Raw genomic sequence first — 13,883 nt, 5'->3', positions numbered from 1 at the left:
CTGCCTTATACAGGAAAGATCATATTACACTGACCAGTGCCAGAGCTTGGGAAGTAAGGCGTCACAATTTCCGCCTTTCCTTGATAATCTTTTCCTCCCAACGCCCCTAATAGCATTGCCGTATCATGCATGCCGCCTTCACCAGCACAAGACGCCGCGTATTCCGGCAATATATCAATCAGTGTGGCAATCTCACCTTTTTCACAAAGTTCCATCACCCGCAAATCAACTTGACGGTTGAACTCACTAGAAATCGTAAACATTCCTTCCGCCACCTTACGGTTTTCCCAGATAAGGTGAGATAACGAACCTGATGCCAATATTGCTACGGTGCTATCACTGCGCTCAACCGCCTCTGCCACCGCGCTTCCCAACGCCATCGAGTCACTCAGTTCATGACGCGTACACCAAGCGGCAATAGAGATGACCTTTATATCTGCTTCAGGATTCATATAACGCATTGGAACAATCGTGCCGTATTCTAACGTTAACGTATCCACTTCATGCGATAGCGCGTTCACCCCCTTGTCACGACTACATTCCGCAATCGCATGCGCTAAACTCACGTTACCTTGATACTGATAATCGAGATTTTGGATAAAGTGCGGGAACTCATGACTGGTAAAACAGCCCTGATTTTCAGCATTGCCGTTAATGTGATACGCCGCATTCACCAACCAATGCGTATCAAACACAATAAAGGTATCTACGCCCAACGCCCTCGCTCGGTCGCCGATCTCTTTTAGCCCCGCAATCGCCTCGTCTCTGCAGCCGTGATGTGGACCCGGTTGCTCTGAAATAATCATTGAAGGGACATGCGTAATTTTGGCGGCTAAAGCTATTTTTCCCATCCTAGTTCTCCTTTATTTGATCACGACTCGGCAACCAGTTCACGTTGGTTGTAGTACTCTTCTTCTGTCACTAAATAGGTGCGTAGCTTGCCCACCCCTTCCACTTCCACTTCCACCACGTCGCCAGGTACGATGTCTGATAGCCCTTTAGGTGTGCCTGTCGCTATCATGTCACCAGGCTGTAACGTCATGAAGTCGCTGATATAGGCTATCAATTCAGGAATATCAAAAATCAGATCCGACGTATTTCCTTCCTGGCGCAATTCACCGTTCACATAAGTTTTTACCGCCAGTACGTGTGGGTCTGCAATGTCCTCTTTATCGACAATCCAAGGGCCTAATGGGCCAAACCCGCGCAAATTTTTCACTTTGATTGGCGGTCGCGAGTAGTCTTCAAGGTAATCCCTCACAGTTAGTTCATTGCAAACGGTATATCCGCCGACGTAGTCCATTGCATTTTCACGCGACACTTTTGATGCCGTTTTACCTATCACGACCACAAGCTCCGACTCATAATGCATATACTTGACATTGTCTGGTCTAAAGGCCTTTTCATTGTGTGCGTTGACACTCGAACCCGATTTAATAAAAATAATCGGGCTTTCAGGCTTATCAAAGGCAAGCTCTGCTGCATGATCGGCATAGTTAAGAGCTAATCCCATCAATACCCCATGTCGTGGCGGCAACCAACGCACTTCATCTTCCCGATAGCACTGGCCATCTTCAGTCTCGACAGAGTAGTCATCAAAACAGATAACATTTTTTTCTACACCGTTTATTTCGACGCGTGCTCTTTTCATTTTTATCTTCCTTTTAAACCTGATTCTGCAAACGCTTTTCTTCTGCCATGGCTGCCCTTATAGGATTATCTTTCCATGTCAGCTCTGGATCTATCTGACTAATTTCAAAAGATAGCGCACAGAGAAGTCCTGTTTTATTCTGCAGTTGCTCAACCCACTGCTTCACAATTTGTACCAACTCATCTCCCGCTTCCGCTAACTCACCACTCGTTCGCCCTGAGCCAACACGCAAATTGACATGCATATATCCAAAACGCGAATTGCCATTAGCCACTCGAAAATCGGGACAAGCTAGCGCGCGACAACGACACCCAGCTAATGGGAACGTTGGTGACACTGTCACATAGTCTTGCAAGGCATCAAATAAAACGGTGAAATCAGCTTCGGGTTTTAGGTTGCTGGAATAATCAATAATAAAATGTGGCATACCTTCTCCTTACCGTACTGGCCAACACGCATTTTTTGTTAATAAATCATCCGAGGTAAAAACAGGGCGATTTGTGCGAACAACGTAATCAGTAATAACCGCAGCATGTCTACACACCAGAACGGTGTAACACCTTTAAAGATCGTGCCCGTCTTAACATCTTTGAGCACCGCGCTAAGCACAAATACATTCATGCCAACGGGCGGGGTAATAAGGCTGATCTCTGTCACCACCACCACAACAATACCAAACCACACCGGGTCGAATCCCAAGCTCGCCACCAGAGGGAAAAAGACGGGCACGGTTAACAACAGCATTGATAGTGATTCAAAAACCATCCCCAACATGATGTAAATGGCCAGAATTACGAAAATGACCGTCATCGGAGATAGCTGATAACTATTAACCATGGTTAGTAGGTCATCCGTCATTCCGGCACGGTTGATGAAGTTGGAGAAAATGAGGGCACCGATCAATACAGCAAAAATCATTGCGGTGGTACGGATAGAGTCAGCTAATACTTCAAAGAGATTCTTCCAATTCAGTGAGCGACGACTAATTGCGATCGCAAACGCGCCTCCAGCACCAATCCCTGCCGCTTCTGTCGGGGTGAACATCCCACCATAAACGCCGCCGATAACCAACAAGAACAAACCCGTTATGCCACGCACTTGTTTAATGGCCTGCCACCGTTGCGCCCAGTTTAGTTTTTCGCCACATGGACCAGCTTCTGGATTTCGCCACACTGTGTAACGAACAGCCAATAAATAGAACCCTATCCCTAGCAACCCAGGTAAAAAGCCCGCCGCAAATAGCTCACGAATACTGGTTTCAGTTAACAAGCCGTAAAGCACGAGAATGACGCTAGGCGGGATCAATATGCCTAATGTCCCACCTGCAGCAATGGATGCGGTTGCTAATGCATCTGAGTAACCATATTTACGCATTGGGGGCAGCGCTACTTTTGACATGGTTGCCGTTGTCGCCAAGCTCGAACCACAAATTGCCGAAAACCCACCGCAGGCCACCACGGTAGCCATAGAAAGCCCACCTTTGCGATGCCCAAGCATGGCATTGGCCGCCGCATATAGCTCTTTTGACATTCCAGATTGGGTTACCAAATTACCCATGAGTATAAATAGTGGGATCACTGAAAGGTTATAGTCTTGCGCAGTGTCCAACACCCGACGTGATGCCATGGTTAACACACTGTTCCAGCGAAACTCGAAAAAGTTATCGAACCCTAACCCTTGTAGCAAGGCAAAGCCAAAGAACCCCACTAAACCCATTGCTAGTGCGATCGGCATGCGCACAAGCACAATCATTGCAAGCAATACCGCAAACCCCATTAAAGCAACGTCCATTATTTCTCCTCCATGACAACGGGAATATCTGAGGGTTCTGCACTGTCTGACCAGAGCTTATATATTCCCCACGTCAGCATCAAAGCAGCAGTAATCCAGCTCATGATGGCAACATATTGGATAATGACGCCAACGGGGACGCCGAGATGTTCCGTTGTTTCACTACGCCGCATTGAGCGTGCTGCCAATTCCCAGATCCGAAATGCGAGGAAATAAAATGCACCGCTAATCAAAACTGCAGAAAGGGTACCGAATATTTTCATCACTAACGGACTAATAAAACGATCTAGAATATCGACAGCAACATGCCCATTACGTAACGTAATGACCGGCATCTCAGCAAACACGATGACAGCAATACCAATTTCAGTCAGTTCAGTGGCCGCCTCTATCGGGCTACTAAAGAAATATCGCCCAACCACATCGACACATGTCACTGCCATTAAACCCAGTAACGCAATACCTGCAATTAACTCAAGTCCAAAAGCGACCCATCGCATCATGCCAAGATCGTCGTATGTTTCTTCTACCCACTGAACAAACCGCATGACTTACTCCTGTCCCTGATATGACTCAGCAATGGTTTTGAAAGACTGTAATGCAAGCTTCCCGTTAACATCTCGTTTTTCAACACGCTGAACCCAGTCCTCACTCACGTCGGCAATACGAACACTGATTTCCTGTGCCATCGCACTATCAGCTGACAATTGGGTATATTGCACATCGCGGTTTGCCGCGGCTTCCAATCCCGTAATGTCTGCGCTATCCCAAACCTGGCCAATCATAGCGGACAGCCTTTCACCAGAAACAGAAAGAATGGCATCACGATCCTGCGGGCTAAGATCATCAAAGGTATATTCGCTCATGAACATAGAGAAGCTGCCTCGGAACAGACCACCAGGATATTCAATGATTTGTTCCGTTACTTCGTTAAGCTTTAGAGCTTTTTGATCAAGGCGCGCAATCAATACGCCATCAATCACCCCTTGTTGAAGCATCTCGTAAATCTTAGGTGCAGGAGCACTAACATTGGTCAGTTCCAGTCGCTTACCCACCTCCGCAGCAATCCCTCCTGGTGCACGTATTTTCAACCCTTTTAGTTCAGAGACACTCTCAACAGGCTCACGTAAATGCAGAACACTTGGGCCATTGGTAAATAAAGACAAAAGCACTAAACCTTCATGCTCTTGCGCAGCAGACAGGTAGGCTTCATTGACTCGCCAGTAAGCAACCGAACTCGCCTCGGCATTCGCATTAACTGCTGGTTGCTCTGCTACTTCCGAAGCAATAAAACGCCCAGGCACATACCCATGTAGAGACCAACCGATATCGACAACCCCATCTTCTACCAAATCAAAATAGCTCTTCGGGTGTCCCACATCGTATTCGAGTTTTACCGTTACTCGCCCTTCAGTGGCTTCCTCAACCCACTCTGCCCATGTTGGCAGCGCGACTTCATTCATTGGGTGAGTCGGAGGGAGCCAAGTCGCCACACGTAGTTCGGTAGCTGCTAACGCCGACGCGCTGGATGTCAGTAAAGTCATTGCACATAGTGTTAATAATTTATTCATTCTTGCCTCTCATTCCTTTTGTTAACTGGCTTTACTTATGTTTTAGTTTTGGCAAAGCACGCTTGCTGGCGAGTGAGCTACCCACCAATATGTATAGAAATTATTTCACTCCCCATTTAGGAATAGGGTGATGTCCCAGTGAGATGCAGATATTCTTCGGTTCAGTAAAGACTTCGAAGCTAAATAGACCGCCTTCGCGTCCTGTTCCCGATGCCTTCACACCACCAAACGGGGTGCGTAAATCACGAACATTCTGGCTATTAACAAACATCATGCCAGATTCAATCTGGCGAGAAACACGATGCACACGCCCGTTGTCTTGCGTCCATAAATAAGATGCCAAGCCGTACTCATTATCATTAGCCATCGCGATAACATCGTCTTCATTGGTAAAGGGAATCAGCACAGCTACAGGACCAAATATCTCCTCGCGGGCAATTCGCATCTGATTGTTTACATCTCTGAAAACTGTTGGAGCAACAAAATGTCCATCTTTTAAGTGCTCAGGAAGATAGTCAGGCTTCTCAGGCCCCCCACATAACAGCGTCGCTCCCTCTTCGATGCCGAGGCGGATGTAACCCGTCACTTTTTCATAATGTGATTGCGAAATCAGCGAGCCTACTTTGGTCTCCATTGACATCGGATCACCGCATCGGATGTTTGCAGCTCGTTGCGCGAATTCATCACAAAAACGCTCATAGATACTTTCTTGAACAAAGATTCTTGACCCTGCCGTGCAACGTTCACCATTGATGGAGAAAATACCAAACAGCGCCGCGTCCATGGCTCTTTCCCAGTCGCAATCATCAAAAATCATCACTGGCGATTTGCCCCCCAATTCCATCGAGAACTTTTTCAATCCAGCGGTTGCAATAATGTTTTTGCCTGTTTCAGTTCCCCCAGTAAATGAGATAGCATTCACATTATGATCACTAATCAATGCCTGCCCCGTCGTACGACCGTGGCCATGAACGATGTTATAGACCCCTTTAGGTACGCCCGCCTCTTCCATGATTTGACCTAGGAAATTGGTTGTCATTGGCGATAATTCAGATTGCTTCATTACAGCGGTATTACCCAACGCTAGGCACGGCGCGCTCTTCCATGTTCCGGTCATAAACGGAACATTCCACGGTGAAATCAACGCACAAACACCCACTGGCTGGTACAAGGTGTAGTTAAGCATTTGATCATCGACCGGATAAGTATGCCCATTCATCTGTTTTGCTGTTTCAGCAAAGAAATAGAAGTTATCCGCCGCCCTTGGTATAAGCGCATTACGTGTTTGGTACAGGGGTAAACCAGTATCTCGTGTTTCCAACTCTGCAAGGGTCTCAACATTATCGAGAATCAAGTCCCCAATACGGTTGATAATCTGGCAGCGCTGTTTAACTGGCATATTTGCCCATGCTGGAAATGCCTCTTTCGCAGCTTGCGTTGCCATAGCAACTTGCTCTGCCGTCGCTTCAGCTACTTGCGCGATGGCTTCTCCCGTTGCTGGGTTATAGGTTGTGAAAGATGTAGGGCTATCTAGCCACACACCATTGATGTAATTTTTGATCATTGAGTTCGCCCTTACCTTTACACTTAAAGCTCTGCAATTGTTTCTTCTGCAACGGATTCAGTCGCATAGAATTGCTGTTCTGATACCAATGTATTTCGCAGTGTGCCGATCCCGTCGATGGTCACTTCGACCACATCCCCAGCATTTACCGGTGTCAGTTGACTCACGCATCCCATAGCAATCATGTCGCCGGGGTATAACGTAAGAAAACTCGCGGCCCAATAAATAACCTCTTCAATACGATGAACATAGCTTGCCGTTGAATCGTTTGAGATAACCTCGCCATTGACCTTGGTGGTTACCGCCAAGTCATGCGGGTCAGCAATTTGCTCAGCAGCCACGACCAATGGCCCTAGCGCCCCAGAACCATCAAAGTTTTTGGCTTTAACCGGGGGACGGTAATAACCACGAACCCACTCTTGCGCGGTAAAATTATTTAATATGGTGTAACCAGATACCGCCTCCATCGCTTGCTCTTTTTCTATGCGATGAATGACTTCGCCGATCACAACGACCAACTCCGCTTGTGGCGTATAGAAGCTGACCTGATCAGGTTTTTGAACCGGGGCTTCATGCGCCACCAATGTGTTAGGCGTCTTAAAATACAAAATAGGGTTTTTGGGTAGCTGAAGCTCACACGCCTTTGCATGCGAATCAGTGTTAACTGCAACACCTAACACCGATCTTTCCTTGTCTATCATCGTTTCATTTTTCATAACCGTTCCCATAAGCCCAGCAAATGACCAAGCGAGAGCCATCCACATGACAAATAATTAATTAACATATTAACCACACAAATAAACTAAACTATAACGAAACAAATTAGTATGTAAATTTGGTATATTTATACAAAACCATGATAGTTATCACATATTATTTAACATCCTAGAAACAAAAAAGACAGCAACTATTGACATTAGATCCTCAAAAGCGCAATAGTTAATATATTAATTAGAGAGCTAGAAAGGGAAATAGAATGCTTACAACTGAAGATGTCAATTATGCAGCTTCACTGCTACATCAAGCCGAAGTGAAGCGGGAACAGATAAAACAACTTTCTTTGCAATATCCAGAGATATCAATCGATGATGCTTATGCCATTCAGAGAACATGGGTTGAAATGAAGCTCGCGGAAGGAAGGAAAGTAATTGGACATAAAATTGGTTTAACGTCTAAAGCAATGCAGTACAGCTCACAAATTGATGAGCCTGATTACGGCACGTTGCTGGACGATATGCTATTTGATAACGGGGCACAAATTCCCGTCGATCGTTTCATTGTGCCACGCGTAGAAGTCGAGCTAGCTTTCATATTAAAGTCCCCACTTAAAGGGCCTGGTGTCACTCTTTTCGATGTATACAATGCCACTGACTATGTTATTCCTGCCATTGAGATCATTGATGCTAGAAGCCAATCAATCGATCCTGTCAGTAAAAAACCACGCAAAGTGTTTGATACCATCTCAGACAACGCAGCAAATGCCGGTATTGTGTTGGGCGGGCGTCTAGTCAAACCTGCTGATATCGACCTGCGTTGGGTCTCTGCATTGCTCACTAGAAATGGCGTCATAGAAGAGTCTGGCGTTGCGGCGGCGGTGTTAAATCATCCGGCTAACGGCATCGCGTGGTTAGCCAACAAGCTTGCGCCTTACGATGTTGCACTTGAGCCTGGACAAATAATTCTTGCTGGTTCCTTTACGCGCCCGGTTCCCGCCAGAAAAGGGGATACTTTCTATGTCGATTATGGCGACATGGGTGCTATAAGCTGTCAATTCGTTTAATGCTAAGGATCGATGATGAAAATCAAACCCAATAAATTTAAGCAATCACTGCAACAAGCGACGCCTCAAATCGGTATGTGGGTCGGGATGGCAAACAGTTATAGCGCAGAGATCATTGCTACCGCTGGCTACGACTGGCTGCTCCTTGATGGTGAGCATGCGCCAAATACGCTTCAATCATTATTGCTACAATTACAGGCCATTGCCCCCTACGCATCAGAGCCCGTCATTCGACCCCCTAGCGATGATCCTGTGGTAATAAAACAGTTGCTAGACATTGGCGCAAAAACATTGCTAATTCCAATGGTTGAATCTGCCGAACAAGCAGGACAATTGGTCAGTGCCATGCACTACCCACCATACGGTATTCGGGGTGTAGGCAGCGCACTTGCTCGCGCATCACAATGGAACAGTATTACTGATTACCTGCACCAAGCAGACAAAGAAATGTGTTTATTGGTACAAATAGAGTCGGCAAAAGGGTTGGCAAGTTTACCTGAAATTCTCAATGTCGAGGGCGTTGATGGGGTATTCATTGGTCCAATGGACCTCTCTGCGGCACTGGGGCATTTAGGTAACCCCAGTCACCCAGAGGTACAAAAAATCATCGATCAAGCCATCATAGATATCAAACAGGCAGGCAAAGCAGCAGGGATCCTTAGTGCAAGCCCCACACTGGCTCAGCACTACCTTGAACTTGGCGCTACCTTCGTTGCTGTTGGCGTAGATACAAGTTTGCTCGCAAAAGAGGCAAAATCTCTATTAAATCACTTTAAATCGAAACCATCAGGTCTACAAACGGTCGAAGATTCCGTATATTAAAATATATTCATCAAATGGATAATTGATTATATGAGAAAATTTGACGACTCACTGCCCTTAAAGCTACTAAAAACTCGCGATAGTATGATGGCGTATTTCCGACCAATACTCACGCAAAACGACCTCACCGATCAGCAATGGCGGATACTCAGGGCATTGTTTGAGTTCAAGGAGCTAGAACCTTCACAGTTGGCACTGCATTGCAATATTCTAGCTCCTAGCATGACAGGCATGCTAAACCGATTAGAGCAAAGTGGTTATATCTATCGCCGCAAACTGATTGATGACAAAAGGAAGTTTATTATCGGTATGACAACGCCGGCACGAGATAAATTTGAACAACTCAGCCCACAAGTTGAACGCTGTTACCAACAAATGCGCGTTGATATCGGTGATGATTTAGTCGACGAGTTCACTCAAGTGTTAGATAAGGTCTATAACAAGCTACAGCAGACCAAAACAACAGAAAAAGTTAAGGCTAAAGTCATTTAGGCCGCTTCTATATTTAATAAAAACATTATAGCAACTCCGTTTATGTCACTGACCAATCAACAACTCTTGGAAGAGATTAACCGACGCCAAGCAAAGCATCTTCTACAGCACTACCATAATGCTTTGGTAAATGGCTTTAATAGTATTAGTCGTGAAGGAAATCCGGATAAGTCTACCATCATGGTGATGGCAGGATTTTTTAGTGCGGCTGGGATTGCGATGCAATCTTTAGGAGATAACTACAATGCCGATCTGTTTCACGCTGCCTCACGGGAGCTAAAACGTGACTGGCGATTGTTCTCTAACACGGCCAAGTCTTTGTCAGATGCCATTCTTGAACAATACCCCCATATGCGCCAACAGAGCAGCGAGTAATCAGATGTGAAAAAGGCACCTTACGGTGCCTTTTCCTTTAGCGTTGATAAAAGCGCAATAAACGTAACGCGTTTAACGTCACCAATGCGGTCGCACCGGTATCGGCTAATACTGCGGCCCACAAACCCGTGACCCCTAGTAACGTGGTGATTAAAAAGACAGCCTTACTTCCTATTGCTAGCATGATATTTTGGCGCACGATGCCCATCGTTTTTCTCGACAATGCAATCATTAACGACAATTCGGTCACTCGATTATGGGTCAGAGCACAATCAGCGGTTTCGAGCGCAACATCAGAACCTGTCCCCATCGCAATACCCACTTCAGCCGCCTTTAATGCAGGCGCATCATTAATGCCATCACCGACCATCGCCACGTAACCATCTGCCCGCAATGACTCTACCGTATTCAATTTATCTGCGGGCATCAATTCCGCGCGATAATCCATGCCGATTTCTTTAGCAATCGCAGCAGCAGCTCGCGTATTATCCCCAGTTAACATGACACAATGAATACCAAGATCTTTGATCAACTTTACCGCGTCTTTTGCGTCTGGGCGCAAGTTGTCACGCAGTGCAATCAACCCTTTAACTTCCCCATTGCTCAACACTACCGCAACCGTGTTGCCGTGGTTTTCTAGCTCTAAAACGCGTTTTTCAGCTTCAGGTAGACGTGCCAGTTCTGCTTGTAAGTGACGCGGAGAGCTGACTGTCACCCACTGCTCATCAACCCTACCACTGATCCCAATTCCAGCTTGCACTTGTGATTCGGTAACGGCGCTTAAGGTCAATTCACGTTGTTGTGCCTCTGTCATAATCGCCAGCGCCAATGGATGATTAGAGTCTTGTTCTAACGATGAAGCCAATTGCAATATGTCATCTTCTTGCTGAGACCCACCCAAGGTGGTTATGCTAACTACCTTAGGCTTGCCTTCTGTTAACGTTCCGGTCTTGTCAAACGCGACTGTTTTTACATTACCCAACAACTCCAGAGCTAATCCACCCTTAATCAACGCCCCGTGACGCGAGGCCGTCGCTAAAGCTGAAGTGACAGCCGCTGGCGTTGAAATCACCAACGCACAAGGGCAAGCAATGAGTAGCAGCGCTAACGCTTTATAAATCCACTCATCCCAGCTCTCCGCCAGAAGCAACGGTGGAACCATCGCCACCAGCAAAGCGATAAACATCATTAATGGGGTGTACCAACGGCTAAATGCGTCAATGAATCGCTCGACAGGTGCTTTACGCTCTTCCGCCTCTTCGATTAAGTGAATAATACGGTCAACAGCACTCTCTCCAGGCTCAGATACCACCGTTAACTGTACGGCGCGATCAACAAGTAGACTACCGGCAAGAATTTTTTCGCCCGGCTCACGTTCTACGGGAATAGACTCTCCCGTTAATGCACTTTCATCAAAGCTAGCTGCACGAGAACGTAATTCACCATCTATGGGTAAACGATCACCAGGTAATACCTCTATTACATCATCTGGACGCAATGTCGAAGCAGATACCGTCTCTTTTCTACCATCTGAAAACACTTGCATTGCGCTGTCTGGCGTTAGTGCCATTAATTTTTGCACCCCTTGACGCGCCCTCTTGGCAGCATAACTTTCGAGGTGTTGTCCTACGGCAAACAGCAACAATACCATCGCAGCTTCAAGCGTTTCACCTAAAAACAACGCACCGATTGCAGCGACCGTCATCAAGGTTTCGATAGAAAACGGCGAACCACTCCTCATCAGCTTAAATGACTGCATGGCGACAGGTAGCACACCTAAAATAATCGCAGCGATTAACAACAATTCACTACTAACGAGCGATACCGATTTTAAGGCGATAGCAATCAGCACCAACCCTGCCAGAGCGAACAGCCGCCCATATTGTTGTAATCGGCTCACAGGCTCAGGTTGATCTTGAGTCTCTTTAGCGACAACAAAGCCTGCGCTTTCTATCGCTGTAACGACCTCGGTTTCGATTTCCGCTTGTTGGTCGGCGATTACGAGTAGACGCTCAGTTGCAAACGCAACACGTACTTGCTTAATGCCGCTAATACCCGCGACCGCTTTCTCAACTTTTGCAGCACAGCTTGGGCAGTCCATTCCCTCAATTTTCCAGCTATAGCGCTCTCCGATTGCATCAACAGTCACGTCACTTTGCTGCCGAGATGAGCAACATTGACTACTGCACGTATTTTCCACCTGAGACATAATTCTTCCTACAACATCACATATAAACATAAGCTTATATAAAGATAAGTTTATATGTTTTGCTTGTCAAGGTATTCGCCGTTACACGATCTCGTGTCAGCACATGCAACTAACACGGATCCTGCCTAATCGACTCTCGGAACCTTATCCCTGAATAACTATCTTAATTATTGGTGCAACAACCAGCAGAGAGAGTACGAGTGTTACCATTGATGGGATCGCGTCTTTGAATGTATCGAATCGAAAGTGAAAGAACATCGCCCCTATTGACGTACATGTAATAAAGCCTGCGCCGATAGCGCTGATTAAAGGGTTTGACAGAGTCATACCCACCAACATGACCAACGCACCTGTGATTTCGATGATGCCAACGATAAACATCGCGGCACGATTAAGTCCATAGCGTCGAAAAAATGCTAACTGTGGCTCGAAAATTGGCTTGACCCAACCAAATATTTTTACTGAACCTGCAAACAGAAAAAATGCGATTAATAGACCTTGAACAAACAACATAATTTAAACTCCTCTGCAAATGATGGCGCTATTAAAGCATTCCAATTTGACCACAAGAAGGCTACTTTTTAACTTACTACAATTCTCAACAGGAATATCAATGGATAAGTTCGATTGCCTAAAAGTCTTCATTCGTGTTGTACAGCTTGGTACCTTTACTGCCGCTGCCAATGAACTCAATACGACTCAAAGCGCGGTGAGTAAAAAGATTGCGTGGTTAGAAAAAAATATTGGTGTTACCTTGTTTCATCGCCACGCTCGCGCAATTAGCCTCACTAAAGGTGGCCAGCAATACTTAGAGCTGGCATCAAAGCTGACCGATGAAATGCGGTTACTTGAGTCCCAACTACGCCAAGAACAGGTGTCGGTCGCTGGGTTACTAACGCTCTCTGTTCCCAGCGCATTTAGTATTCAACTGTTATCTAAACCACTCAGTCAATTCTTAAAACTGCACCCTGACTTGTCAGTTGATGTATCGGTATCAGATAAGTTTGTTGACATGATTGAAGAGGATGTAGATATCGCTATTCGGGCAGCCTATCTTAAAGATTCAAGCTTAAGGGCCAAGTGGCTGATAGATAATGCGCTGGTTTATTTTGCTTCCCCAGCTTATTTGGACACACACCCGCCGATTGTTAAGGCCAATGATCTAAGCCAACACCAATGCTTAACTTACTCTTTATCGACACCATCAGATTTATGGCGTTTCAACGATGGCGAAAACATCCTCAAAATAAAGGTCAACGAGCAGGTTAGAAGTGATAGTCCAGAGATGCTAGTGCAAATGGCGAAATTGAGCCAGGGTGTAGCTGCAATGCCAAGGTGGATGGTAGAAGAAGAATTGCAATCCGGTTCACTGAAATTAGTCTTGGAGCAATATGAGCCGATGGCGTTGCCAATGTACCTTGTCTATAAAGACAGTGTATATCAACCAATGCGCATTCGTGCTTTTATCGATTTTTTGACGGCCTATTTTAAGACTTAAAATGAGACTGATAAGCCAACGATGCGTCAATTGACGTTATCCAATATGCCCTTGCTACTGACCCCCTCACTGCAAAAATACCATTTAATCTAGACTGCCACTAAAGCAGAGAGGGCTACAATAGCCCTGC

15 protein-coding genes are annotated in these 13,883 nt (G+C 46.0%); 5 read left to right on the top strand and 10 right to left on the bottom strand.

The window, feature by feature from the left end; all coding sequences use genetic code 11:
* Positions 1–5: 5 nt before the first annotated feature.
* The 8 genes from hpaD to ACKLNH_RS15730 form a co-directional block, all read right to left on the bottom strand.
* Entirely contained in the window at positions 6–851 is an 846-nt protein-coding gene (gene hpaD / locus ACKLNH_RS15765) for a 3,4-dihydroxyphenylacetate 2,3-dioxygenase (RefSeq protein ID WP_413113220.1), read from the bottom strand.
* Positions 852–871: 20 nt separating this feature from the next.
* On the bottom strand, positions 872–1,651 hold the full coding sequence (locus ACKLNH_RS15760; protein ID WP_413113219.1) for a fumarylacetoacetate hydrolase family protein: 780 nt from the start codon (positions 1,649–1,651) through the stop codon (positions 872–874).
* Between the two features lie 13 nt (positions 1,652–1,664).
* Complete coding sequence (locus ACKLNH_RS15755) at positions 1,665–2,078, bottom strand: hypothetical protein (RefSeq protein ID WP_413113218.1); 414 nt, start codon at positions 2,076–2,078, stop codon at positions 1,665–1,667.
* Positions 2,079–2,116: 38 nt separating this feature from the next.
* A complete protein-coding gene (locus ACKLNH_RS15750; protein ID WP_413113217.1) occupies positions 2,117–3,442 on the bottom strand; it encodes a TRAP transporter large permease in 1,326 nt (441 codons plus the stop codon).
* Positions 3,442–3,990: a TRAP transporter small permease gene (locus ACKLNH_RS15745; RefSeq protein ID WP_413113216.1), complete on the bottom strand. Its 549-nt coding sequence runs from the start codon at positions 3,988–3,990 to the stop codon at positions 3,442–3,444. The genes ACKLNH_RS15750 and ACKLNH_RS15745 overlap by 1 nt, the downstream gene beginning before the upstream one ends.
* Positions 3,991–3,993: 3 nt before the next feature.
* Entirely contained in the window at positions 3,994–5,013 is a 1,020-nt protein-coding gene (locus tag ACKLNH_RS15740) for a TRAP transporter substrate-binding protein (protein WP_413113215.1), read from the bottom strand.
* 100 nt (positions 5,014–5,113) lie between these two features.
* On the bottom strand, positions 5,114–6,577 hold the full coding sequence (gene hpaE / locus ACKLNH_RS15735) for a 5-carboxymethyl-2-hydroxymuconate semialdehyde dehydrogenase (protein ID WP_413113214.1): 1,464 nt from the start codon (positions 6,575–6,577) through the stop codon (positions 5,114–5,116).
* A gap of 23 nt (positions 6,578–6,600) precedes the next feature.
* A complete protein-coding gene (locus ACKLNH_RS15730) occupies positions 6,601–7,293 on the bottom strand; it encodes a fumarylacetoacetate hydrolase family protein (protein ID WP_413113213.1) in 693 nt (230 codons plus the stop codon).
* A gap of 260 nt (positions 7,294–7,553) precedes the next feature.
* Here ACKLNH_RS15730 and hpaH point away from each other — a divergent pair, with 260 nt between their 5' ends.
* Genes hpaH through ACKLNH_RS15710 form a run of 4 tightly spaced genes read left to right on the top strand, consistent with a single transcriptional unit; the run spans position 7,554 to position 10,046 of the window.
* On the top strand, positions 7,554–8,357 hold the full coding sequence (gene hpaH, locus ACKLNH_RS15725) for a 2-oxo-hept-4-ene-1,7-dioate hydratase (RefSeq protein WP_413113212.1): 804 nt from the start codon (positions 7,554–7,556) through the stop codon (positions 8,355–8,357).
* A 12-nt stretch (positions 8,358–8,369) separates the two neighbouring features.
* Entirely contained in the window at positions 8,370–9,179 is an 810-nt protein-coding gene (gene hpaI / locus ACKLNH_RS15720; RefSeq protein ID WP_413113211.1) for a 4-hydroxy-2-oxoheptanedioate aldolase, read from the top strand.
* Positions 9,180–9,209: 30 nt separating this feature from the next.
* Complete coding sequence (gene hpaR, locus ACKLNH_RS15715) at positions 9,210–9,671, top strand: homoprotocatechuate degradation operon regulator HpaR (RefSeq protein WP_413113210.1); 462 nt, start codon at positions 9,210–9,212, stop codon at positions 9,669–9,671.
* Between the two features lie 42 nt (positions 9,672–9,713).
* The gene (locus tag ACKLNH_RS15710; protein ID WP_413113209.1) at positions 9,714–10,046 is read left to right on the top strand and encodes a hypothetical protein; all 333 of its coding nucleotides are present in this window, start codon (positions 9,714–9,716) and stop codon (positions 10,044–10,046) included.
* A gap of 37 nt (positions 10,047–10,083) precedes the next feature.
* Here ACKLNH_RS15710 and ACKLNH_RS15705 read toward each other — a convergent pair whose 3' ends face one another.
* On the bottom strand, positions 10,084–12,255 hold the full coding sequence (locus ACKLNH_RS15705) for a zinc/cadmium/mercury/lead-transporting ATPase (protein ID WP_413113208.1): 2,172 nt from the start codon (positions 12,253–12,255) through the stop codon (positions 10,084–10,086).
* A 144-nt stretch (positions 12,256–12,399) separates the two neighbouring features.
* The gene (locus ACKLNH_RS15700; protein ID WP_413113207.1) at positions 12,400–12,768 is read right to left on the bottom strand and encodes a DoxX family protein; all 369 of its coding nucleotides are present in this window, start codon (positions 12,766–12,768) and stop codon (positions 12,400–12,402) included.
* Positions 12,769–12,868: 100 nt separating this feature from the next.
* Here ACKLNH_RS15700 and ACKLNH_RS15695 point away from each other — a divergent pair, with 100 nt between their 5' ends.
* A complete protein-coding gene (locus tag ACKLNH_RS15695; protein ID WP_413113206.1) occupies positions 12,869–13,753 on the top strand; it encodes a LysR family transcriptional regulator in 885 nt (294 codons plus the stop codon).
* Positions 13,754–13,883: the final 130 nt, after the last annotated feature.

This window comes from Thaumasiovibrio clandestinus (genome assembly GCF_047250365.1).
Classification (GTDB): Bacteria; Pseudomonadota; Gammaproteobacteria; order Enterobacterales; family Vibrionaceae; genus Thaumasiovibrio.
Note: the sequence above shows the minus strand (reverse complement) of the source record. Positions and strands in the feature narration are given on the sequence as shown.